The sequence below is a fragment of the Nonomuraea sp. NPDC049141 genome (assembly GCF_040648415.1).
Lineage (GTDB): Bacteria > Actinomycetota > Actinomycetes > Streptosporangiales > Streptosporangiaceae > Nonomuraea.
The window spans coordinates 1-21697 of record NZ_JBEZDR010000014.1 but is presented as its reverse complement, the minus strand read 5'-3'; the positions used below and the strand labels follow the sequence as shown (position 1 = coordinate 21697).

Here is a 21697-nt window from a genome sequence, read left to right as displayed (position 1 = left end):
ATGGTCTAGTCCAATACGTGAGACCGCCTTACGGTCTTTCGGGGCTTGTGGATACCTTTGAAGCATGATTGACCAGGGGATTGAGCGTCGCAGTGCCGCGGTCACCGAAATGCCCGATGAGCTGCGTCAGGACGTGCGGTTGCTCGGCAAGCTGCTCGGGCAGGTGATCGCCGAGCAGGGCGGCGAGGATCTGCTGGCCGATGTCGAACGCCTGCGTAAGGCCGTGATCGCGGCACGCAGGGGTGAGGTCACCGGCGACGAGATCACGGCCATGGTCGCCGAGTGGGAGATCGACCGGGCGGTGCAGATCGCCCGCGCGTTCACCTGTTACTTCCATCTGGCCAACCTGGCCGAGGAGCACTACCGCATCCGCATCCTGCGCGAGCGTGACACCGAGGGCCGGGTCGAGCGGGAGTCGCTGGCGCAGGCCGTACAAGAGCTGGGCAACGAGCGCGTCACCGAGCTGGTCAAGGGGCTGGAGCTGCACCCGGTTCTGACCGCGCACCCGACGGAGGCGCGCAGGCGCGCGGTCGTCACCGCGATCCAGCGGGTCAGCGGCCAGCTCACCGAGTACAACGCGGCCGGTCGCGGCGCCTCCGAGCGCGCTGAGAGCCGGCGCCGGATGCTGGAGGAGATCGACCTGCTGTGGCGTACGGCCCAGCTGCGCTCCACCAAGCTCGACCCGCTCGACGAGGTACGGACGGCCATGGCCGCCTTCGACGAGACGCTGTTCCGCATGGTGCCGCAGGTCTACCGCTCGCTCGACGCGGCGCTCGGCGACGGCACCGGCACCCGCCCGCCGCTGGCCAGGCCCTTCATCCGCTACGGCAGTTGGATCGGCGGCGACCGCGACGGCAACCCCAACGTGACCGCCAAGGTCACCCGCGAGACCGTCCAGATCCAGTCCGACCACGTGCTGACCGCACTGGAGACGGCCTGCACGCGCATAGCCCGCACGCTCACCCCGGCCGAACAGTTCGCGCCGCCTTCGCCGGAGCTCAAGACAGCGCTGGCCGCGGCCGTCGACGCCCACCCCGAGGTGGTCTCGGTGATGGCCACCCGCTCGCCGAGCGAGCCGCACCGGCAGTGGCTGCTGTTCGTGGCCGCCCGCATCGCCGCCACCCTCCGCCGCGACCTCGACCTCGCCTACCGCGCACCGGCCGAGCTGCTGGCCGACCTGCGCCTGGTCCAGGATTCGCTCGCCGAGCACGCCGCACGGCAGGCGTACGGCGAGCTGCAGCACCTCATCTGGCAGGTCGAGACGTTCGGCTTCCACCTGGCCGAGCTGGAGGTACGCCAGCACTCCGAGGTGCACGCGGCGGCGCTGGCGGAGATCAGGGCCGGCGGCGAGCTGTCGGAGCGCACCGAGGAGGTGCTGGCCACGATCCGGGTGATCGCCTGGATCCAGGAGCGGTTCGGCGTCACGGCCTGCTCCCGCTACGTCGTCTCCTTCACCCGCACCGCCGCCGACATCGCCGCGGTCTACGAGCTGGCCGAGCACGCGCTCGGCCGGCGCGCGCCCGTGCTCGACGTGGTGCCGCTGTTCGAGTCGGGCCAGGACCTGGCCAACTCCCCGGCCGTGCTGTCCGGCATGCTGGAGCTGCCCCAGATGCGCGAGCGGCTGGCCGCCACCGGCAGGCGCATGGAGATCATGCTCGGCTACTCCGACTCCGCCAAGGAGCTCGGCCCGGCCGCCGCGACGCTCCGCCTGTACGAGGCGCAGGAGCAGCTGACCGCCTGGGCGGTGGAGCACGACGTGAAGCTGCGCATGTTCCACGGCCGTGGCGGCGCGCTCGGCCGTGGCGGCGGCCCCGCCAACCGCGCGGTGCTCGCCCAGGCGCCCGGCTCGGTCGCCGGCCGCTTCAAGGTCACCGAGCAGGGCGAGGTCATCTTCGCCCGCTACGGCCACATCGCCATCGCCCGCCGCCACCTGGAGCAGGTCACGAACGCGGTGCTGATGGCCTCCTCGCCGTCGATCGGCTCCCGCACCGCCGCCGCGGCCGACCGCTTCCGCCCGCTCGCCGAGAAGGTGGCCACGGCCTCGGAGCAGGCGTACCGCGCGCTCACCGAGGACCCCGGCTTCCCCGAATGGTTCTCCCTGGTCAGCCCGCTGGAGGAGATCGGCTCCCTGCGCCTCGGCTCCCGCCCCGCCCGCCGCGGCCTCGGCGCCCCCCGCTCGCTCGACGACCTGCGCGCCATCCCCTGGGTCTTCGCCTGGGCCCAGACCCGGGTCAACCTGCCCGGCTGGTACGGCCTGGGCACCGGCCTGGCCTCGGTGGGCTCGCTCGACGAGCTGAAGGCCGCCTACGCCGAATGGCCGCTGTTCAACGCCCTGCTCGACAACGCGGAGATGTCGCTGGCCAAGACCGACAGATCGATCGCCGAACGCTACCTGGCACTCGGCGGCCGGGACGACTTCGCCCGCCAGGTCCTGGAGGAGTACGACCGGACCCGCACCCTGGTGCTCCAGGTCACGGGACACACCCGGTTGCTGGAGAACCGCAAGGTCCTGTCCCGCGCCGTCCAGCTCCGCGACCCGTACGTGGACGCCCTGTCCCACCTGCAACTCCGCGCCCTGACGGCCATGCGCACCGGCACCCCGTCCGACCGGGAGCGCGAGCGCCTGTCGACGCTGCTCCTGCTCTCGGTCAACGGGGTGGCGGCGGGCCTGCAGAACACCGGCTGAGGTTCAGCCGAGGCTCTCGAAGAAGGCGCGGATGTCGGCGGTGAGGGCCTCCGTGGCGGTGTGGGCCGTGTAGTGGCCGTGGGCCGGGGCGGGCAGGGTCTTCCAGGAGACGATGCCGGTGTGGTCGCGCTCGGCGAAGGCGCGGATGGACTTGAAGTCGCCCTCCGACATGGCCAGCGCGGTCGGCACGGTGGTCGGCTCCTTGGGGTGCTCGGCGCGGGCGTTCTCCCAGTACAGGCGGAGGGCCGAGCCGGCCGTGCCGGTGAACCAGTGGATCGCCGCGTTGGTCAGCACGAAGTCGTCGTCGAGGTCCTCGTCGAAGAGCTGGGCGAGCCAGCCGACCAGCCCGGCGGGTGAGTCGGTGATCGCGTGGGCGAGCGTCTGCGGCTGCTGGGACTGCAGGACGTTGAAAGCGCCCTTCTCCTTCCAGAACCAGTCGAGTACGGCCAGCCCGGCCTGGTCCTCCTCGCTCAGGTTCGCGAACTCGGCCGGGTCACCGGAGGGGAAGGAGAACACCTGCGTCACATGGACGCCGACGACGCGGTCAGGGGCGAGCCGGCCGATCTCCGGCGAGATCATCGAGCCGGCGTCGTTGCCCACCGCGCCGTAACGCTCGTAGCCGAGGCGGGCCATCAGCTCGATCCACGCCTTGGCGATGCGCTGGTTGTCCCAGCCCAGCTCGGTGGTCGGCCCCGAGAAGCCGTAGCCCGGCAGCGACGGCACGACGAGGTGGAAGTGGCGCGACAGCGGCTCGATGGCGTTGAGGTACTCGACGATCGAGCCCGGCCAGCCGTGCGTGAGGATCAGGGGCAGGGCGTCCGGGTTGTCCGAGCGGACGTGGATGAAGTGGATGTTCTGCCCGTCGATCTCGGTGGTGAACTGCGGGTAGGCGTTGAGCCTGGCCTCCTGCGCCCGCCAGTCGAAGCCGTCGAGCCAGTGGCTGACCAGCCGCAGAACCCGCTCGACGCGCACGCCCTGGTCGGCGCCGCCGATCTCGTCGGTGAAGCGGGTCATGGCGAGGCGGGTCCGCAGGTCGTCGAGGTCGGCCTGGGGGATCTCGATGCGGAAGGGGTGAACGCTCATCGCTGGCTCCTCGTCGGAACGGGTTGTTCTGTTCCAATTATAGCAGAACGGAATGCTTCATTCCGCTAGAATCCGCTCCTGTCCCGAGTACACGTTGCACCGCTGCCCCCGCAGGAACCCGACGAGCGTCATGCCGAACTCCCTGGCCAGGTCCACGGCCAGCGACGAGGGGGCCGAGACCGCGCACACCGCCGGCACGCCCGCGACCAGCGCCTTCTGCATGATCTCGTAGCTGGCCCGGCCGCTGACCATCAGCACGTGCTCGGCCAGCGGGAGCCGTTCGCCGAGCGAGGCCCAGCCGACCAGCTTGTCCACCGCGTTGTGCCGGCCCACGTCCTCCCTGAGCGCCACCAGCGTGCCGTCGGGGCGGAACAGCCCGGCCGCGTGCAGGCCGCCGGTCTTGCCGAAGACGCCCTGGCCGGCGCGGAGCGCGTCCGGCAGGCCGTACAGGATGTCGGGGGTGAGTTCGAGCGTGCCGCGGGGGAGCGGCGCGCAGCGGTCGTGCAGGTCGTCGAGGCTGGCCGAGCCGCAGACGCCGCAGGCGCTGGAGGTGAGGAAGTGGCGGTCCAGCGTGGGCAGGTCGGGGATCGGGCCGTGCAGGCGTACGGTGACCGTGTTGTAGCGGGCCTCGGGCGGGAGATCCTCGTCGGTGCAGTAGGCGATGGCCGCGATGCCGCCGGGCCGGACCAGCCCCTCGCCGTGCAGGAACCCGGCCGCCAGCTCGAAGTCGTGGCCGGGGGTGCGCATGGTGATGGCGACGGTCTTGCGGGTCCCGTCCAGGGCGGTGAGGCGGATCTCCAGCGGTTCCTCGGTGGCGAGGTCGTCGCGCCGGTCGCGGACCGTGGAGCCGGACAGCTCGCGGACGCGGATGCGGGTGGTGGGACCCACGCGGGTCAGCCGGTCGCTCATAGCCGCCGCACGGTGACGAGCGCGTTGTAGTCGGGGATCCTGGCCTGGGGTGAGCGCCGGGTCTCGTCGAGGAGGACGTTCCCCTCCGGCCAGTGGATCTGCAGGTTGCCCGGCATCAGCGGCGCCCGCAGGACCTTGCCCTGGTACGACCGCGCGCCCGAACTCAGCTCGACCGCGGTGCCGTCGGGCAGGCCGAGCCGGTCGGCGTCGTAGGGGCTCATCAGCACGGCCTCGCGCATCGCGCCGTTGAAGCCGTCGCGGCGCTCGTGGACCATGCTGTTGAACTGCTTGCCCCGCCGGGTGGCCACCATGAACGTGCCGTCGGGGCGCTCCAGTGCGGGCGGCTCGACGGCGGAGAACACGCCGCGCCCGTCGGGGGTGTTGAAGCGGCCGTCGGCGAACAGGTGGCGTCCGCCGTACTGGACGTTGTCCCCGAACCCCTTGAGGCCCGAGATGCCCTGGTAGAACGGCACGGCCTGCTCGATCTCCTCGCGGATCCGCGGGGTCCCGGTGAAGCGGACTTTTGCCGAAATTTCGGGGTTCGTTTGGGCGGCCAGCTCGCCGAAGATCTTCCACTCCGGCCACGCCTCGCCGATCCGCGGCCCCTCGATCTCGGGCGAGAAGATGATCCGGCGCTCGGTGGAGGTCTCGGTCACCCCGCCGGTCATCTCGTAGCGGGTCTGCGCGGGCAGCAGCAGCACGTCGCCCTCGGACGGCACCAGCATCTGCGAGGACAGCACGATGTCGATGTGCACGCGGAGCTTGAGCCGGGCCAGCGCCTCCCGGCAGTAGCCGGGGTCGGGCAGCACCTCCAGGAAGTTGCCGCCCGAGGAGATGAGCGCGTCAAGATCGCCCGAGTGGGCCGCGTCGATCATGTCGGTCGCGGTCAGGCCGGGCGCCGTCGGCACCTCAAAGCCCCAAATATCAGTAAATTTCGCGGCATTTTCTGGCGTGATCGGCAGGCCGCCGGGCAGGCCGGTCGCGTACGCGCCCATCTCGGCCCCGCCCTGCACCCCGCTGTGCCCACGGATCGGCATCAGCCCGCAGTTGTCGCGGCCCAGGAAGCCGCGCGCCAAGGCCAGGTTCACGATCGACCGGACGTTGTCCTCGCCGAACGCGTGCTGCGTGATGCCCATCGACCAGACCAGCACCGCCGACTTCGCCTCGCCGAGCAGCCGGGCCAGCCGGAGCATGTCGTCGCGGGTCGCCCCCGACAGCGCCTCCAGCTCCTCCCACGACTGCTCCGCCAGCGCCCGCCGGACCTCCTCGAAGCCGGAGGTCCGCTGGTCGACGAACGCCTTGTCCACCCAGTCGTTCTCGATCAGGTGCTTGAGCACGCCGTTGAGGAAGCCGATGTCGCCGCCCACGTTCACGCCGAAGAACTCGTCGGTGATCTTCGTCCCGAACACCGCCGACTCGGCGTTCGACGGCACCCAGTAGCGGTCCATGCCGGGCTCGCGATAGGCGTTGATCATGGCCACGCGGGTGCCGGCCTTCTTGGCGTGGTAGAGGTACTTCATCGCCACAGGCTGGTTGTTGGACGGGTTCGACCCGATGAAGACGATCAGGTCGGAGCCGATCCAGTCCGTGTAGGAGCAGGTGGTGGCCGCCGCGCCGATCGTCTGCTTGAGCGCGACGGTCGAGGGCGAGTGGCAGATGCGCGCCGCGTTGTCCACGCTGTTCGTGCCCAGCGCGCGTACCGCCTTCTGCGCCGCGTAGTAGTTCTCGTTCGGCATGCCGCGGCTGGTCAGGTAGGCGCCGAAGCGCGCGTCACGCAGCCCGTCGGCGGCCACCTTCAGCGCCGCGTCCCACGAGACCCGGCTGAAGCCCGGCTCGCCCGCCCGGCGCAGCATCGGGTACGGCAGCCGCCCCAGCTCCCGCAGCTCGGCGCTCTTCTTGCCGGCCAGCCCGGAGACGTCGCCCAGCAGCGAGACGTCCAGCGCCGGCATCGTGTTCAGTGGCAGCAGCCGCAGCCGGATGTTGCACAGGTGGACCTCGTCCATCGTCCAGTCGCGCATGCCCCGCGTGCCCAGCGCGCACCCGTCGCACGTGCCCTGCTTGAGTATCCGCCAGGCGTAACGCCTGTTGCCCTTGACCGATCGAAACGCCTTCAGCAGCTCCAAGTAGTTGTTCGGCTTACGCAGGCCGAGGCCGAACGGCCGCCACGAGGCCCAGTTGCGCGGGTCCAGACGTCTGCTCATCTCCCCATCTTCCCCGCGGGCGGCGTCAGAGGACAGCGGAGGTTCGGCGAAGATGGAGGAATGCCCGACTCGCGCTACTCCGATCTCGACCGACCGCCCCTGTCCGAGGCGGCGCTCAACCGCGCCCTCATACGGCCCGGCAGCCTGTGGACCGGCGTACGTGTCGTCGAGAGCACCGGCTCGACCAACGCCGACCTCGCCCAGGCCGCGAAAGAGGGCGCGGAGGAGGGTCTGGTCCTGGTGGCCGAGTCGCAGCTCGCCGGCCGGGGCCGGCTGACCCGCACCTGGACCGCGCCGCCGCGCTCCGGCCTGACCGTCTCGGTCCTGCTCAGGCCCGAGGTGCCCATCGCCAGGCAGGGGTGGCTGGCGCTGCTGTTCGGTGTGGCGGCCGCCTCGGCCGTCCGCAGGCTGGCGGAGGTGGACGTACGGCTCAAATGGCCGAACGACCTGCTGATCGGCGAGCACAAGCTGGCCGGGATCCTGGCCGAGCGGGCCGAGGACGCCGTCGTCATCGGGATGGGCCTGAACGTGTCGCTCAAGCCGGCCGAACTCCCCGTGGAGACGGCGACCTCGCTGGCCATCGAGCAGGCGGCGTGCGTGGACCGGGATCCGCTGCTCAGAGCCGTGCTCAGAGAGGTCGAGCGGCACTACCGCGACTGGTCCGAGGCGGGCGGCGACGCCGACGCGTGCGGGCTGCGCGCCGCCTACCAGGCGTCGAGCGCCACGATCGGGCGGCAGGTCAGGGTCGAGCTGCCCGGCGACCGGCTGCTGACCGGCATGGCGACCGGCATCGACCAGGCAGGACACCTCCAGCTGATCGCGGACGGCAAGACGCACGCGCTTAGCGCGGGTGACGTCGTCCACGTCCGCGCGTCCTCGTAGCCGCGAACGCGCGGAGGTGGCACCATTTGCCCATGACCCTCCCTGACCACCACTTGACGCAGGGTGAACGGCGCATCAGGTCGTTCCACCCGCACTGGAAGCGGCTCGTGGTGCCCTTCATCGCGCTCGTGCTGATCGTCGCCGCCTCGGGCGTGGCGCTCTTCCTCATCCCCAGCACCTTCGAGTACGCCAACTACGCCAGGCTCGCCGTCGGCGTCGTCGCCGTGCTCCTGCTGACGATCTGGTCGTTCGTGCCCTACCTGCAGTGGAAGAACACCGGCTACGTGCTCACCACCCACCGCTTCACGATCAGCACCGGCGTGCTGAACAAGTCGACGGACGAGATCCCGATGGCCAAGGTCAACACGGTCAGCTCCGACCAGACCTTCTTCGAGCGCATCCTCGGCTGCGGCACGCTCACCGTCGAGTCGGCGGGCGATCGGGGGCAGATCGCCCTGCGCGACATCCCCCACATCCAGGACGTCAGGACCGACCTGTTCCGCCTGCTGGAGGACGCCTCCGACGGAGATATCGACGGCCATTGAACAGACCCACCGCTGAGGAGATCGACCGGCTGCTCGTCGGCATGCCCGCCCGCCACACCAAGTCGGGGGTGTCGGCGGCGGCGGGCGTCTCGCCGGAGCTGGCGGAGCGCATCTGGCGGGCGCTGGGCTTCGCCTCGCTCGCCGACGACGCGGTCGCGTTCTCCGACGGTGATGTCGACGCGCTGCGGCGGGTGAGCCGGATGCTCGACAGCGGCCTGCTCGACGAGCAGACCGTCATCCGGATGGCCCGCGCGCTCGGCCAGACCACGGCCAAGCTGGCCCAGTGGCAGGCCGAGATCATGATCGGCGCGATGCTGCCGCCGGGCGAGCGGCCTTCCGACGACGACCTGGCCCGGGTGCTCGACACGGCCCGGCTGCTGCTGCCCGACTTCGAGCAGGTGCTGATCCACGTCTGGCGGGCCCAGTTGGCCGCCGCGGGCACCCGGCTGCTGTCCGTCGCCGACCTCGACGAGGAGAACATCCCCGCCCGCGTGTCGATCGCGGTGGGTTTCGCGGACCTCGTCTCCTTCACCCGGCGGGCCCGCGAGCTCGACGAGCGGGAGCTGGCCGCGCTGGTCGAGGGGTTCGAGGCGCGGGCCTCCGACGTGGTGGCCGCGCACGGCGGCCGGCTGGTCAAGACGCTCGGCGACGAGGTGCTGTTCACCGCCCACACCCCGGCGGACGCGGCGGCGATCGCGCTCGACCTGGTGGAGGCGGCCGACCTGCGCATCGGCCTGGCCTACGGGCCGGTGCTGCCCATCATGGGCGACGTCTACGGCACCACCGTCAACCTGGCCGCCCGGCTCACCGCCATCGCCCGGCCCGGCACGATCGTCGTCGACGCGGAACTGGCCGACGGACTCGGCGACGGCCCGGGGTTCGAGCTACGCCGGATCCGGCGCCGCCCGGCTCGGGGACTCGGGATGGTGCAGCCCTACGCCTTGCGGCGATCATCCTCCTGACCCAAGATGGCTGCCATGCCGTACGAAGTGCAGGGTGTCATCGCCCGAGGTAAGGGCCAGGAAGTATCGGTCGAGACGGTGATCGTCCCCGACCCGGGACCGGGCGAGGCGGTGGTGGCGGTCAGGGCCTGCGGGGTCTGCCATACCGACCTGCACTACCGGGAGGGCGGCATCAACGACGACTTCCCGTTCCTGCTCGGGCACGAGGCCGCGGGCGTGGTCGAGGCGGTGGGCGAGGGCGTCACCGGGGTCGAGCCCGGCGACTACGTGATCCTCAACTGGCGGGCCGTGTGCGGCCAGTGCCGCGCCTGCCTGCGCGGGCGCCCGTGGTACTGCTTCAACACCCACAACGCCACGCAGAAGATGACGCTGGCCGACGGCACCGAGCTGTCGCCCGCGCTGGGCATCGGCGCGTTCCTGGGCAAGACGCTGGTGGCCGCGGGGCAGTGCACCAAGGTCTCCGCCGACGCGCCCGCCGAGGTGGCCGGGCTGCTCGGCTGTGGCGTCATGGCCGGGCTCGGCGCCGCGCTCAACACGGGCAACGTCACCAGGGGCGACTCGGTCGCCGTCATCGGCTGCGGCGGCGTCGGTGACGCCGCGATCCTCGGCGCGTCGATCGCCGGCGCCACGAAGATCATCGCGGTGGACGTGGACGACCGCAAGCTCGAATGGGCCCGCGGCTTCGGCGCCACCGACACGGTCAACTCGCGGGCGAACGACCCCGTCGAGGCGATCCGCGACCTCACCGGTGGCTTCGGCGCCGACGTGGTCATCGATGCCGTCGGCCGCCCAGAGACGTACAAGCAGGCCTTCTACGCCCGTGACCTGGCCGGCACCGTCGTGCTCGTGGGCGTGCCGACACCCGAGATGCAGCTGGAGCTGCCGCTGCTCGACGTGTTCGGGCGCGGCGGATCGCTCAAGTCCTCCTGGTACGGCGACTGCCTGCCCTCGCGCGACTTCCCCATGCTGATCGACCTGTTCCGGCAGGGGCGGCTCCCGCTCGACAAGTTCGTGTCGGAGACCATCGGGCTCGACGGGGTCGAGGAGGCGTTCGCCAAGATGCACCGCGGCGAGGTGCTGCGCTCGGTGGTGGTCCTCTAGATGATCGACAGGGTCATCACCTCGGGGACGTTCTCGCTCGACGGCGGCACCTGGGACGTCGACAACAACATCTGGCTGGTCGGCGACGCCCGCGAGGTGGTCGTCATCGACGCGGCGCACGACGCGCGGGCCATCAAGGACCGCGTCGGCGAGCGTACGGTCAAGGCCATCGTCTGCACGCACGCGCACAACGACCACATCAACGCCGCCGGGGAGCTCGCCGAGCTGACCGGGGCGCCGATCCGGCTGCACCCCGCCGACCAGGTCCTCTGGGACCAGGTGTACGGCCAGGCGCTGCCGTACCAACCGCTGGCCGACGGCGAGAAGATCGGGGTCGGCGGGATCGCGCTGGAGGTGCTCCACACCCCGGGCCACGCGCCGGGCGCGGTCTGCCTGTACGCGCCCGACCTCGGCGTGCTGTTCAGCGGCGACACGCTGTTCAAGGGCGGCCCCGGGGCGACCGGGCGGTCCTTCTCGTCGTTCGACACGATCATCGACTCGATCAGCCGGCGGCTGCTGACGCTGCCCGGCGAGACGGTCGTCCACACCGGCCACGGCGACTCGACGTCGATCGGGGCCGAGGCGCCGCACCTGGAGGAGTGGATCGCCCGGGGACAGTGATCTGTGTCCGACCTAACATAGGCAAGCCTTACCGAAGTGAGCTACTTTAGGTGTGCCTAACCTTGGCTCCCTTCGTCGCGAAAGGCTTGTCCCCGCATGTACGTATGTGTGTGTCGTGCTGTGACCGAGAACGAGGTCCACGACTGCATCGCCGCGGGTGCCAGGAGCGCCAAGCAGATCCGCGACACCACGGGTGCCGGGGGAGACTGCGCGACTTGTGTCAGAAAGATATGTGCGATCCTGAAGAGGTCTGAGGAACTCACGACCGCATAGCACGAGGGGCCCGTTCATGCAGGGCGACATTCAGATCATCGAGCTGCTCAACGAGCAGCTCACCGCTGAGCTCACCGCGATCAACCAATACTTCCTGCACGCCAAGATGCAGCAGAACTGGGGTTACACCAAACTCGCCGAGCACACCCGCGCCGAATCGATCGACGAGATGCGCCACGCCGAGCGCCTCACCGATCGCATCCTCTTCCTCGAAGGGCTGCCCAACTACCAGCGCCTTGGCACGCTGCACATCGGGCAGACCGTCGAGGAGCAGCTCCGGGCCGACCTGGAGGTGGAGGTGTCCGTCGTGGCCCGGCTGCGGCCGGGCATCAAGCTCATGCGGGAGAAGGGCGATGTGACCTCCGCACGGATCTTCGAGGACATCCTCGAGGACGAGGAGCACCACATCGACTATCTGGAGACCGAGTTGGCGCTCATGCGGAGCCTGGGCGAGCAGCTCTATCTCGCCCGCTACGCCGAGCCGCCCTCCGAGGACTGAGCCCCGGATTCGACGCGCCCGCCGGTACTCCCGGCGGGCGCGCGCCTTTCCGCGACACGCCGGACGGCACAGAAGGTTTTGCGATTCAGCAAGATCAGCCACCGCTTTTGTCCCCCGCGAATGCGGTAATTTAAGCGGGATCAACCGACATTTATCTGAGTTTGCCCAGGTCAATGGATAGGTCAACGACGAGTCAAACCGCGCGCTGTGACCGGGAAACGATCGCCTAAGGTCCTACGATCGCTTCATGACCTGCGTACTTCTCGCCGAGGATGACACCTCGATTTCCGAGCCACTCGCGCGTGCGTTGCGCCGTGAGGGCTATCAGGTTGAGGTGAGCCCCGACGGCCCGCAGGCCCTGGAAAGGGCCCTGTCGGGTGGCATCGACCTCATCGTTCTTGACCTCGGCCTGCCAGAAATGGACGGGCTGGAGGTTGCGCGCCGGATCCGCGCCGAAGGGCACGGCACTCCGGTCCTGATACTTACCGCTCGGGTCGACGAAGTCGACACGGTCGTCGGCCTCGACGCCGGCGCCGACGACTACGTCACCAAGCCGTTCCGGCTGGCCGAGCTGCTCGCCAGGGTGCGGGCGCTGCTGCGCCGGGGCACCTCAGAGACACCGGTGGTGCAAGGCGTCCGCATCGACGCCGACTCCCGCCGTGCCTGGATGGGAGAGAAAGAGCTGCATCTTACGACCAAGGAGTTCGACCTGCTCCGCGTGCTGGTCCGCGACGCGGGCAAGGTCGTCACCCGCGAGCAGATCATGCGCGAGGTGTGGGACACCAACTGGTGGGGTTCCACCAAGACACTCGACATGCATATTTCCTGGCTGCGCCGCAAGCTCGGCGACGACGCGGCGAAGCCTCGCTACATCACCACCGTCCGAGGAGTCGGCTTCCGCTTCGAACGCGAGTAGGAATGCGTCGCCGCCTGCTCACATCCACCCTGGTCGTCGCGGTCATCGCGGTGCTGCTGCTGGGGGTCCCCCTGGGCATCGTGGTCAGCCGCCTGATCGTCGACGAGGCGGCCCAGGAGCTCAGGGCGGAGGCCACGCGTCTGGTGGGGGAAGTCGAGTATGCCCGCATCCAGGACACACCTCTCGATCCTCAGCAACTCAAGCAGAAGTACCCCGACCGCTACATCCAGATCTACGAGCGTGCCACCCAGCCCAAGGCGACCATCGTCGGCGTTCCGCCGCCGTCCGGTCACCAGATGACCGAGGACGCCCAGTCCGAGAACGGTATCTACGTCCGGGTGAGCCGCGACAGGGACCAGGTCGAGCAGGACGTGCGAGCACGCCTGCTGCTGATCGTGGCCCTGGCCGTCGCGGCTCTGGCGGTGGCGGTCGGCCTTGCCATCGTCCAGTCACGCCGTCTGACGCTGCCCTTGCAGGACCTGGCGAAGATCGCCGACCGGCTCGGCTCCGGCGACGCCCGGCCCAGCAAGCATCGTTACGGCATTCCGGAGCTCGACCGGGTGGCTCAGGTGCTCGACCGCAGCGCCACCCGCATCTCCGACCTGCTCACCCGCGAACGCGAGTTCGCCACCGACGCCTCCCACCAGCTACGCACCCCGCTGACCGGCCTCACGATGCGCCTGGAGGAGATCGTCGCGGCCAGCGAACACCCGGAGGTCGTCCGCGAGGAGGGCGAGGCGGCCATCGTGCAGGCCGAGCGGCTCACCGCCGTGATCGACGAGCTGCTGGCCGCGGCCCGCCGCCAGCGCCACGCCCAGGCCAAGCCGGTCGGGATCGACGAGGTCCTGGTCCAGCAGGTCACCGAGTGGGAGCCGGTCTTCCGTGGCGAGGGCCGCTCGCTGCTGCTCGAAGGCTCGCGCGGGCTCATGGCGCTGGCCACCACCGGTGGCTTCGGCCAGGTCATCGCCTCGCTGCTGGAGAACTCCCTACGGCACGGCGGCGGCACCGTCACCGTCACCACGACCAGCGGCGACAACTATGTGGTGACCGAGGTGTCCGACGAGGGTCCCGGGATCGCCGACGACATCGCACCCAAGGTCTTCGAACGCAACGTCAGCGGAGCCGGAGGCACCGGCCTGGGGCTGACCCTGGCCCGGGCGCTGGCCGCCGCCGACGGCGGTCGGCTGGAGCTGGTGCGGCGGCGTCCGGCGACGTTCGCCATCTTCCTGCGACACGCTGAGGACAACGACCGGACCCGCGTGGTCAGCGGTCCTGCTTGACCCCTGGCAGCTCCGTGGGGATGGGCTCGGTGGCCTCCAGGAACACCCACTTCTTGTACGACCAGTAGCGGAACAGCGTGCCGAGGCCGACGCCCACGAAGTTGGCGAGGTTGAGGCTGAGCGCGTCGTGCAGGTGAAGCGTGTACTTGGTGAAACCGATCACCAGCAGCCCGAACAGCAAGGCGATGCCGTTGAGCAGGAAGAACAGGAAGTATTCGCGACCCAGGCCGGTCTGCTCGCGGTGCCGGAAGGTCCAGAAGCGGTTGCCCAGGTAGGCGGCCGTCGCCGAGATGATCGTGGCCAGCACCTTGGAGGTCAACGGACCCATGTCGAATGCCAGCAGGAACACGTTGTACATGCCGGTGTCGATGACGAAGGCGATGGCGCCGATCGTGCCGAACTTCGTCAGCTCATGCAGGAGAGCTGAGAACCGCTGGTAGAGCCGCTTGGCGAAGTCCACGTCTGCTACTCGGCCCTTCCGGTCGTGGCGCAAATCAGGTCATGACCACTTCAGCGTACCGGCCGTCAGACCAATGGTAGGCCACAGCCTGTGACATCCCATGCCTATCAACAACCCTATAAATATCGTGTTATGACCGACAATTACGAATAGAGAGCGTTACGCTGCGGTGGCAGATCGCCGGTGCGTGCCGGCGATGGGCTCAGACGGACCGCCGTCAGCAGACGGCCACGACCCTCGGGGTTCTCCTGTGCCGCTTCGACTGCTCGTACTCCTCGTCGGCCTGTCCGTCGTGGCGGCCGGTTGCGGCACCGCGGGCGTCGCCACGGTGGCGCCACCCGAGGATCCGACCTCCGCTCCGGCGTCCGCCCACAGCGTCGACACGGCTACGGCCGAACAGGCGTTCAAGCTGGTCGGCAGCCTTGACCAGGCATGGAAGCGGCGAGACTGCGCCGCCGTCGCCGACCTGACCACGTGGGTGGAGAAGACGCTGGGCGGTCGTGCCTGTGAGGCGACCCGGAACGGCCGCCCAGCCCTCTACAGCGATCCCACCTTCTTCCTGCCCGGCGAGGGCGACTGGTTCGCCGCCCTCGCGAGGAAGCCGTCGCCCGCGTACTTCGTGTTCCTGCGCGAGGGCGGGCGCTGGCGGCTCGGCGCGGGACCCATCCCCGCGCGCGGGGCGGCGCCGGAGACGCCGACCAGCATCACCCCCGATGCCGGGCTGGGCGGTCAGGCCCGGGTGGTCGCTCAGCGTCACCTCACCTACCTCACCGACCCCGCCGGGGTGGCGGGCGTGCGCTTCCCGCCAGGGGACCCGGTACGCGGCCTGCGGGACGAGCTCGGCGGGCTGCCCGAGCAGGTACGGCCGGACCGGCTCGACGTCGACGTGGAGCTGCCCGAACAGCCCACGATGGCGCTCGTCCTGTCGGCCGACACCATGCTCGCCTTCGACGCGCTGCGCATCGTCTACCGGCAACGCCCGAAGGCGGGCAAGTCATCTCTCGCACATCCGCTGAAGAAGAACGCCGAGATCGTCGTGCTGGCCACCGTGATCAGTGCGGACAAGGGCCTGACCACGGTGGGCGTGCGACGCGGACCCGCCTGAGCGCGTTGGGTAAGCTCACCTGCCGTGAGTGCAAACAGTCCCATCGGACCGGTCGTCGGCATGGTCGGCGCCGGCCAGTTGGCCAGGATGACGCAGCAGTCCGCCATCGCGCTCGGCGTCGAGTTGCGGGTGCTGGCCAACACACCTGATGAGAGCGCCGCCAGGGTCATCGTCGACACGCGGCTCGGCGACTACCGCGAGCTGGCCGACCTGCGCGAGTTCGCCAGGGGCTGTCACGCGATCACGTTCGACCACGAGCACGTGCCGACCGAGCACATCAGGGCGCTGGCCGCCGACGGGTTCGCGGTGCGTCCGGGGGCCGACGCGCTGGTGCACGCCCAGGACAAGGCCGTCATGCGCGAGCGGCTGACCTCGTTCGGCGCGCCGTGTCCCGCGTGGGCCCGCGCCTCCGGCATCGAGGACGTGTCGGCGTTCGCCGCCGAGCACGGGTGGCCGGTCGTGCTGAAGGCGATCAGGGGCGGGTACGACGGCCGCGGGGTGTGGGTCTGCCGGACCCCTTCGGAGGTCGAGGAGGCGCTCGAGAGCGGCGTGCCGCTGATGGTCGAGGCGTTCGTGCCGTTCGAGCGGGAGCTGGCCGTACTCGTCGCGCGCTCGCCCCACGGCCAGGGCGTCAGCTACCCGGTCGTGGAGACCGTGCAGCAGGACGGGATCTGTGTCGAGGTGCTCGCGCCCGCCCCCGGCCTCGACCCGGAGGAGGCCGCCGAGGCCCAGCGTGTCGCGCTGCAGATCGCGCACGAGCTCGGCGTGACCGGGCTGCTGGCCGTGGAGATGTTCCAGACGAGTGGCGGGCTGGTGGTCAACGAGCTGGCCATGCGGCCGCACAACAGCGGTCACTGGACGATCGACGGCTCGCGTACGTCGCAGTTCGAGCAGCACCTTCGGGCCGTGCTCGACCTGCCGCTCGGCTCGCCGTCCATGAGCGCGCCCGTCGTCGTCATGGCCAATCTGCTCGGCGGCGACGACCCTGACCTGTTCAAGCGGTACGAACACGTCATGGCCCACGATCCCGGCATCAAGCTGCACTTCTACGGCAAAGAGGTCCGGCCCGGCCGCAAGATCGGCCACGTGACCGCCGTCGGCGACGACCTCGACACCGTACGCGCCCGCGCCCGGCACGCCGCCGTCTACCTGACCACTGGGGAGTACACGTGAAGGTCCTGATTTCCGCGCTGTGGGCTGGGGGGTCGGCGTGACGATCGGCATCGTGATGGGCAGCGACTCCGACTGGCCGGTGATGAAGGCCGCGGCGGAGGCGGTGGCGGAGTTCGGCGTCCCGTTCGAGGCCGACGTGGTCTCCGCGCACCGGATGCCGGCCGAGATGATCGAGTACGGCCGGACCGCCGCGTCCCGCGGCGTCAAGGTCATCATCGCCGGAGCCGGCGGCGCGGCCCACCTGCCGGGAATGCTGGCCTCGGTGACACCGCTGCCGGTGATCGGGGTGCCGGTGCCCCTGAAGTACCTGGACGGCATGGACTCTCTGCTGTCGATCGTCCAGATGCCGGCCGGGGTGCCCGTGGCCACCGTGGCCGTCGGCGGGGCGCGCAACGCCGGGCTGCTGGCGGTCCGCATTCTCGGCGTTTCCGACCCTGAGCTGCGGTGGCGCATGGAGGAGTTCCAGGGTGAGCTGAAGGAGCAGGCGCACGCCAAGGGCGAACGCCTGCGCGCCGAAGCGGCCAACCTGCTCCGCTAGTGGCCCCGGCGGCGGCGCGGCAACTCGCCGGCCGCGCCCGCCGCCGGGTCCGGGGTCAGACCCCGGCGCCCGACCCCGCCCTCGACGACTGACGGCGTGCTACCAAGGTGGGTTTTTCAGGGGCGGCCGAGTGCGCGGTAGTGCCAGCCCGCGGAGCGCCAGGTTTCGGTGTTCAGGGCGTTGCGGCCGTCGACGATGCGGCGGGCCGCGACCACCTTGCCGAGCTCCTCCGGGTCCAGGTCGACGAACTCCGGCCATTCCGTCAGCAGTAGCACCACATGTGCCCCTCGGACGGCCTCAAGCGCCGACTCGCCGTAGTGCAGCTCGGGGTGGGCCTTTCGGGCGTTGCCCAGGGCGATCGGGTCGTACACGGTCACCTGGCCGCCCTGGGCGCCGATGGTGGCCGCCACGTCGAGTGCGGGGGAGTCGCGGATGTCGTCGGAGTTCGGCTTGAAGGCGGCGCCGAGCACGCCGACCGTACAGCCGTGGAACGAACCGCCCGCCAGCTCGCGGGCCAGGTCGACCATGCGGGCGCGGCGCCGCATGTTGATCGCGTCGACTTCGCGCAGGAACGTCAGCGCCTGGTCGGCCCCCAGCTCGCCCGCACGCGCCATGAACGCGCGGATGTCCTTGGGCAGGCAGCCGCCGCCGAACCCGAGCCCGGCGTTGAGGAACCGGCCGCCGATGCGGTCGTCGTACGACAGCGCCTTCGACAGCTGTGTGACGTCGGCGTGGGCGGCCTCGCAGACCTCGGCCATCGCGTTGATGAAGGAGATCTTGGTGGCGAGGAACGCGTTGGCGGCCGTCTTGACCAGCTCGGACGTCGCGAAGTCGGTGACCACCATCGGGATGTCCCCGAGCGGCTGGTACACCTCGCGCAGCATCTTCTCCGCCCGCTCGGAACGCACGCCGATCACGATGCGGTCCGGCTTGAGCGTGTCCTCCACGGCGTAGCCCTCGCGCAGGAATTCGGGGTTCCAGGCGAGCTCGACCTCGACGCCGGCCGGGGCGAGCCGGGCCAGCAGATCGGCGAGCCGCTCCGCGGTGCCCACCGGCACCGTCGACTTGCCGACCACCAGGCACTCGCGGTCGAGGTGCGGGGCCAGCGACTCGATGGCGCTGTCCATGTAGGAGACGTCGGCGGCGTACTCGCCGCGCTTCTGCGGCGTGCCCACGCAGACGAAGTGCACGTCGCCGAAGGCCGCCGCCTCCTCGTACGACGTGGTGAAGCGAAGACGGCCCGAGTCGAGTCCGCGGCGTAGTACGGGTTCGAGCCCCGGTTCGTGGATCGGGAGCTCACCGCTGTTGAGCCGGCGAACTTTGTCGGCGTCTATGTCGAGGCCCAGGACGTCGAATCCGAGATCCGCCATGCAGGACGCATGCGTGATGCCCAGGTATCCGGTCCCGATCACCGTGAGGCGATATGGCACGAGAGAGCTCCTTTCGAGTGCCAGGCATAGTACCGGCCTTCGCTACCTCGTTCTGTGCCACCTGGGCATTTCCGCAAACTGTACCGACTAGTAGCAAGATGGTCGGACGTCCTAGTATTTGCCGCATGGACTTCCCTCTCTACGCGCCCGCCGAAGAGCACGACATGCTCCGGGAGACGATTCGAGCCCTCGCCGACGAGAAGATCGCCCCGCGCGCCGCGGAGACGGACGAGACCGAGGAGTTCCCCTGGGACGTCTACAAGGCGCTCGTGGCGGCCGACCTGCACGCCGTTCATGTGCCGGAGGAGTACGGGGGCGCCGGGGCCGACGCGCTGGCCACGGTGATCGTGATCGAGGAGGTGGCCCGCGCCTGCGCGTCGTCCTCGCTCATCCCGGCGGTGAACAAGCTCGGCACCGTGCCCCTGCTGCTGTCGGCGTCGGCCGATCTCAAGGCTCGCTATCTGGCTCCGGTGGCCCGTGGGGACGCGATGTTCTCGTACGCGCTCTCGGAGGGTGAGGCCGGCTCGGACGCCGCGGCCATGCGGACCCGGGCCGTACTGGACGGCGACCATTATGTGGTCAATGGCACAAAAATGTGGATCACTAACGCGGGTGTGTCGGAGTACTACACCCTGATGGCGGTAACGGACCCATCGGCTGGCGCCCGCGGCATCTCCGCTTTTGTCGTGGAAAAATCCGACGAAGGCGTTTCTTTCGGTCCGAAGGAGCGGAAGCTCGGGATCAAGGGCTCGCCCACCCGGCAGGTGATCCTGGAGAACGTCCGCATCCCCGCCTCTCGCATGATCGGCGACCCGGGCACCGGCTTCAAGACCGCCCTGGCGACCCTCGACCACACCCGCATCACCATCGCCGCCCAGGCCCTCGGCATCGCCCAGGGAGCGCTGGACTACGCCATCGGGTACATCAAGGAGCGTAAGCAGTTCGGGCGGCCGATCGCGGACTTCCAGGGGCTGCAGTTCATGGTCGCGGACATGGCGATGAAACTGGAGGCGGCCAGGCAACTGACGTACCACGCGGCGGCCAAGTCGGAGCTGGCCATGCACGGGCAGCCGCAGAAGGACCTCACGTTCCTGTCCAGCGCCGCGAAGTGCGCCGCGTCGGACGCGGCGATGGAGATCACCACGGATGCGGTGCAGTTGCTGGGCGGGTACGGGTACACGCGGGACTTCCCGGTGGAGCGGATGATGCGCGACGCCAAGATCACCCAGATCTACGAGGGCACCAACCAGATCCAGCGCATGGTCATGGCCCGCCAGTTGTTGAAGTAGGTGTTGACGTGCGGAAACCCGGCACTTCCTGTGAGGTGGGCCGGGTCCGTCGAAACGCTGGCTGATCTTCGGTATTCGCTTGTTCCGTCCCTGTTCCGTGATCTTTACAGGGCGGCTCAGGGGTGCCAGCATCACGCGGCATGGATGTCGATGACTTCTGGGGCCTGATCGAGCGTTCTGGACGCGAGACCGACACGAGGAGAACGCGTGTCTCGTGGTTGGTGGACGAACTCTCTCGCCGTCCGGTCGAAGAGATCATCGACCATCACATCTGGTGGACGACCGACGTGAGACGTTCGAGGCTGTCACTGACTGCCCTGATCGGCTGATCGAGCTGCCTCAGGTGCTCCACCTGCTGGAGTTGGAGGAGTCGTATGCCAACTCCACCAAGCCCCGACCCCGGGATCCGGAGCAGATGAGGGAAGAGCGACCTGAGTTCGAGTCGCTGGCCTACGTGGCGTACTACGCCTACGAACAGGTGACCGGACAGGATCCGGACGGGCTCGGCGAAGCCGTAGATGCTCGCGGCGTTTCAGGCGGATTCCCCCTGATTCCGGCGCTCAGCAGCGTTCCCCATGGAGAGCAATGGGATTTCGACGATGAGCAGGAATTGGCTCGCAGGCTTCCGCGGATAGCCCGCTACCGGGACCAGTGACGATCCCTCTACGCTGATGTGGCGGCCGCATACGGCCGGAAGAAACGCTCGTCAATCGCTCTGCGGGCGCGGTCGTGAGATCCGGGCATCATGTGGGCGTAGACGCGGAGAGTGAAGCCTGGGTCGGCGTGGCCTAGATATTCGGCGAGTTCCTTGACCGAAACGCCGCCGGCCAGCATCACGCTCGCGTAGTAGTGGCGGAGCTGGTGACGCCCTTCCTTGCGAGACGTGGTGAATCGCGTGCGTTGACGAGAGTCCACGTCAGGCGCCGGAATCACGCCCGCTCGCACGAGCGCGGGCTTCCACACGGTCTCGCTGTAGCTGCGAGCTCGTATGTAGCGATCATCTGTCCAGCGGAACAGCAGGTTGTGAGTACGTAGCTTGCCATCGGCCTTCTCCCAGGGGAGCGAGCACACGAGCGGTGGATAGGTCGCGACGTGTCTCTTTATGGCCTCAGCCGTCCATTCAGGGAGCGGTACCACACGCTCACGGTCGTTCTTCGGCAGCGCGAAGACGTGGTCGGCTCCAAGCTTCTTGATCTGCCGACGTACCCGGAGGACGCGCTCCTCGAAGTCGACGTCTTCCAGGGCCAGACCGAACAACTCACCTTGTCGCAGGCCGCATGCGGCCCCGAGCATCGGGAGCAGACGAAAGAGAGCAGGGTGAGCGTCGATCAGGGCGTGAACTCAACTCTGTCCCCGGCCCGCTGCCGCTCTGTGGTGGGTCGACGGCGTACGAGGTGAGCGGGGCGCGACCACAGGTCATTGAAGCGGGGATTCACGTAACCAGGGAATCGAAGTGGAACCAGAACACGGTGCGGATCCCGATGCTCCGTAACACTTAGCAGCTGCTTACGACCTTGATCTTCTCAAACCGCGGACTTCCCGATGAGTCGCTGGCTATTTTTCATTGCATCGGTGGTTGGGATTCAGGGTGGCTTTCACATTGCGGATTACTCCTAAGGCGCACCGATCGCGCTCCATAAGCGATGAAGGCGGGCCCGGTGTGGGGCGCCGGGGGGGGGGGGGGGCCCCCCCCCCGGGGGGGGGGGGTGGGGGGGTTGGGGGGGGGGGGGGGGCCCCCCCGGGC

The 21697-nt window shown here is 69.3% G+C and carries 22 protein-coding genes; 16 read left to right on the top strand and 6 right to left on the bottom strand.

The window, feature by feature from the left end:
* The first annotated feature begins 64 nt into the window (after positions 1 to 64).
* The gene (locus tag AB0B91_RS36940; RefSeq protein ID WP_358329885.1) at positions 65 to 2686 is read left to right on the top strand and encodes a phosphoenolpyruvate carboxylase; all 2622 of its coding nucleotides are present in this window, start codon (positions 65 to 67) and stop codon (positions 2684 to 2686) included.
* A 3-nt stretch (positions 2687 to 2689) separates the two neighbouring features.
* On the opposite strand, the gene AB0B91_RS36935 is transcribed toward AB0B91_RS36940, so the two are convergent.
* From AB0B91_RS36935 to AB0B91_RS36925, 3 genes are read right to left on the bottom strand one after another with little or no spacing between them, the layout of a single operon-like run.
* Positions 2690 to 3769 (bottom strand): epoxide hydrolase family protein, encoded by a 1080-nt coding sequence (locus AB0B91_RS36935; protein ID WP_358329883.1) that lies wholly within the window; start codon positions 3767 to 3769, stop codon positions 2690 to 2692.
* Between the two features lie 57 nt (positions 3770 to 3826).
* Positions 3827 to 4678 carry a formate dehydrogenase accessory sulfurtransferase FdhD gene (gene fdhD, locus AB0B91_RS36930; protein ID WP_358329880.1) on the bottom strand — a complete coding sequence of 284 codons (852 nt, stop codon included), beginning with the start codon at positions 4676 to 4678 and terminating at the stop codon, positions 3827 to 3829.
* A complete protein-coding gene (locus tag AB0B91_RS36925; RefSeq protein ID WP_358329878.1) occupies positions 4675 to 6879 on the bottom strand; it encodes an FdhF/YdeP family oxidoreductase in 2205 nt (734 codons plus the stop codon). The genes fdhD and AB0B91_RS36925 overlap by 4 nt, the downstream gene beginning before the upstream one ends.
* Positions 6880 to 6939: 60 nt before the next feature.
* On the opposite strand from AB0B91_RS36925, the gene AB0B91_RS36920 reads away from it, so the two are divergent.
* The 9 genes from AB0B91_RS36920 (at position 6940) to AB0B91_RS36880 (ending at position 13958) form a co-directional block, all read left to right on the top strand.
* Positions 6940 to 7761, top strand: a complete 822-nt coding sequence (locus AB0B91_RS36920) for a biotin--[acetyl-CoA-carboxylase] ligase (protein ID WP_358329875.1) — start codon at positions 6940 to 6942, stop codon at positions 7759 to 7761.
* Between the two features lie 32 nt (positions 7762 to 7793).
* Entirely contained in the window at positions 7794 to 8306 is a 513-nt protein-coding gene (locus AB0B91_RS36915) for a PH domain-containing protein (RefSeq protein ID WP_358329872.1), read from the top strand.
* Positions 8303 to 9268 carry an adenylate/guanylate cyclase domain-containing protein gene (locus AB0B91_RS36910; protein ID WP_358329870.1) on the top strand — a complete coding sequence of 322 codons (966 nt, stop codon included), beginning with the start codon at positions 8303 to 8305 and terminating at the stop codon, positions 9266 to 9268. The genes AB0B91_RS36915 and AB0B91_RS36910 overlap by 4 nt, the downstream gene beginning before the upstream one ends.
* Positions 9269 to 9283: 15 nt before the next feature.
* Positions 9284 to 10369 (top strand): S-(hydroxymethyl)mycothiol dehydrogenase, encoded by a 1086-nt coding sequence (locus AB0B91_RS36905; RefSeq protein ID WP_358329867.1) that lies wholly within the window; start codon positions 9284 to 9286, stop codon positions 10367 to 10369.
* Complete coding sequence (locus AB0B91_RS36900; RefSeq protein ID WP_358329864.1) at positions 10370 to 10990, top strand: MBL fold metallo-hydrolase; 621 nt, start codon at positions 10370 to 10372, stop codon at positions 10988 to 10990.
* Positions 10991 to 11086: 96 nt separating this feature from the next.
* Positions 11087 to 11263 (top strand): (2Fe-2S)-binding protein, encoded by a 177-nt coding sequence (locus AB0B91_RS36895; RefSeq protein ID WP_214633455.1) that lies wholly within the window; start codon positions 11087 to 11089, stop codon positions 11261 to 11263.
* Positions 11264 to 11279: 16 nt separating this feature from the next.
* Positions 11280 to 11762, top strand: a complete 483-nt coding sequence (gene bfr / locus AB0B91_RS36890) for a bacterioferritin (RefSeq protein WP_214633456.1) — start codon at positions 11280 to 11282, stop codon at positions 11760 to 11762.
* Between the two features lie 247 nt (positions 11763 to 12009).
* Complete coding sequence (locus tag AB0B91_RS36885; protein WP_043620820.1) at positions 12010 to 12678, top strand: response regulator transcription factor; 669 nt, start codon at positions 12010 to 12012, stop codon at positions 12676 to 12678.
* A gap of 2 nt (positions 12679 to 12680) precedes the next feature.
* Positions 12681 to 13958 (top strand): ATP-binding protein, encoded by a 1278-nt coding sequence (locus AB0B91_RS36880; protein WP_358329861.1) that lies wholly within the window; start codon positions 12681 to 12683, stop codon positions 13956 to 13958.
* Here AB0B91_RS36880 and AB0B91_RS36875 read toward each other — a convergent pair.
* Positions 13942 to 14418 (bottom strand): GtrA family protein, encoded by a 477-nt coding sequence (locus AB0B91_RS36875; RefSeq protein WP_358329858.1) that lies wholly within the window; start codon positions 14416 to 14418, stop codon positions 13942 to 13944. The two genes, AB0B91_RS36880 and AB0B91_RS36875, sit on opposite strands and share 17 nt — an antisense overlap.
* Positions 14419 to 14668: 250 nt before the next feature.
* Here AB0B91_RS36875 and AB0B91_RS36870 point away from each other — a divergent pair, with 250 nt between their 5' ends.
* From AB0B91_RS36870 to purE, 3 genes are read left to right on the top strand one after another with little or no spacing between them, the layout of a single operon-like run.
* The gene (locus tag AB0B91_RS36870) at positions 14669 to 15523 is read left to right on the top strand and encodes a hypothetical protein (protein WP_358329855.1); all 855 of its coding nucleotides are present in this window, start codon (positions 14669 to 14671) and stop codon (positions 15521 to 15523) included.
* 24 nt (positions 15524 to 15547) lie between these two features.
* On the top strand, positions 15548 to 16696 hold the full coding sequence (locus AB0B91_RS36865; protein ID WP_358329852.1) for a 5-(carboxyamino)imidazole ribonucleotide synthase: 1149 nt from the start codon (positions 15548 to 15550) through the stop codon (positions 16694 to 16696).
* Between the two features lie 55 nt (positions 16697 to 16751).
* On the top strand, positions 16752 to 17234 hold the full coding sequence (purE, locus tag AB0B91_RS36860; protein ID WP_358330647.1) for a 5-(carboxyamino)imidazole ribonucleotide mutase: 483 nt from the start codon (positions 16752 to 16754) through the stop codon (positions 17232 to 17234).
* A gap of 116 nt (positions 17235 to 17350) precedes the next feature.
* On the opposite strand, the gene AB0B91_RS36855 is transcribed toward purE, so the two are convergent.
* Entirely contained in the window at positions 17351 to 18664 is a 1314-nt protein-coding gene (locus tag AB0B91_RS36855; RefSeq protein ID WP_358329849.1) for a UDP-glucose/GDP-mannose dehydrogenase family protein, read from the bottom strand.
* Between the two features lie 125 nt (positions 18665 to 18789).
* Between AB0B91_RS36855 and AB0B91_RS36850 the strand changes: the two genes are divergently transcribed.
* From AB0B91_RS36850 to AB0B91_RS36840, 3 genes are all read left to right on the top strand, one after another.
* Entirely contained in the window at positions 18790 to 19953 is a 1164-nt protein-coding gene (locus AB0B91_RS36850) for an acyl-CoA dehydrogenase family protein (protein WP_358329846.1), read from the top strand.
* Between the two features lie 140 nt (positions 19954 to 20093).
* Entirely contained in the window at positions 20094 to 20282 is a 189-nt protein-coding gene (locus AB0B91_RS36845; protein ID WP_358329843.1) for a DUF4240 domain-containing protein, read from the top strand.
* On the top strand, positions 20228 to 20608 hold the full coding sequence (locus tag AB0B91_RS36840; protein ID WP_358329840.1) for a hypothetical protein: 381 nt from the start codon (positions 20228 to 20230) through the stop codon (positions 20606 to 20608). The genes AB0B91_RS36845 and AB0B91_RS36840 overlap by 55 nt, the downstream gene beginning before the upstream one ends.
* Positions 20609 to 20616: 8 nt before the next feature.
* On the opposite strand, the gene AB0B91_RS36835 is transcribed toward AB0B91_RS36840, so the two are convergent.
* On the bottom strand, positions 20617 to 21255 hold the full coding sequence (locus AB0B91_RS36835; protein ID WP_358330645.1) for a site-specific integrase: 639 nt from the start codon (positions 21253 to 21255) through the stop codon (positions 20617 to 20619).
* Positions 21256 to 21697: the final 442 nt, after the last annotated feature.

Excerpts from the sequence above, each read along its gene's own strand:
- AB0B91_RS36900 (WP_358329864.1), top strand. The coding sequence starts at position 10,370 with ATGATCGACAGGGTCATCACCTCGGGGACGTTCTCGCTCGACGGCGGC.
- AB0B91_RS36920 (WP_358329875.1), top strand. The coding sequence starts at position 6,940 with ATGCCCGACTCGCGCTACTCCGATCTCGACCGACCGCCCCTGTCCGAG.
- AB0B91_RS36925 (WP_358329878.1), bottom strand. The coding sequence starts at position 6,879 with ATGAGCAGACGTCTGGACCCGCGCAACTGGGCCTCGTGGCGGCCGTTC.
- AB0B91_RS36940 (WP_358329885.1), top strand. The coding sequence starts at position 65 with ATGATTGACCAGGGGATTGAGCGTCGCAGTGCCGCGGTCACCGAAATG.
- AB0B91_RS36905 (WP_358329867.1), top strand. The coding sequence starts at position 9,284 with ATGCCGTACGAAGTGCAGGGTGTCATCGCCCGAGGTAAGGGCCAGGAA.
- bfr (WP_214633456.1), top strand. The coding sequence starts at position 11,280 with ATGCAGGGCGACATTCAGATCATCGAGCTGCTCAACGAGCAGCTCACC.
- purE (WP_358330647.1), top strand. The coding sequence starts at position 16,752 with ATGGGCAGCGACTCCGACTGGCCGGTGATGAAGGCCGCGGCGGAGGCG.
- AB0B91_RS36935 (WP_358329883.1), bottom strand. The coding sequence starts at position 3,769 with ATGAGCGTTCACCCCTTCCGCATCGAGATCCCCCAGGCCGACCTCGAC.
- AB0B91_RS36850 (WP_358329846.1), top strand. The coding sequence starts at position 18,790 with ATGGACTTCCCTCTCTACGCGCCCGCCGAAGAGCACGACATGCTCCGG.
- AB0B91_RS36885 (WP_043620820.1), top strand. The coding sequence starts at position 12,010 with ATGACCTGCGTACTTCTCGCCGAGGATGACACCTCGATTTCCGAGCCA.
- AB0B91_RS36915 (WP_358329872.1), top strand. The coding sequence starts at position 7,794 with ATGACCCTCCCTGACCACCACTTGACGCAGGGTGAACGGCGCATCAGG.
- fdhD (WP_358329880.1), bottom strand. The coding sequence starts at position 4,678 with ATGAGCGACCGGCTGACCCGCGTGGGTCCCACCACCCGCATCCGCGTC.
- AB0B91_RS36895 (WP_214633455.1), top strand. The coding sequence starts at position 11,087 with ATGTACGTATGTGTGTGTCGTGCTGTGACCGAGAACGAGGTCCACGAC.
- AB0B91_RS36880 (WP_358329861.1), top strand. The coding sequence starts at position 12,681 with ATGCGTCGCCGCCTGCTCACATCCACCCTGGTCGTCGCGGTCATCGCG.
- AB0B91_RS36845 (WP_358329843.1), top strand. The coding sequence starts at position 20,094 with ATGGATGTCGATGACTTCTGGGGCCTGATCGAGCGTTCTGGACGCGAG.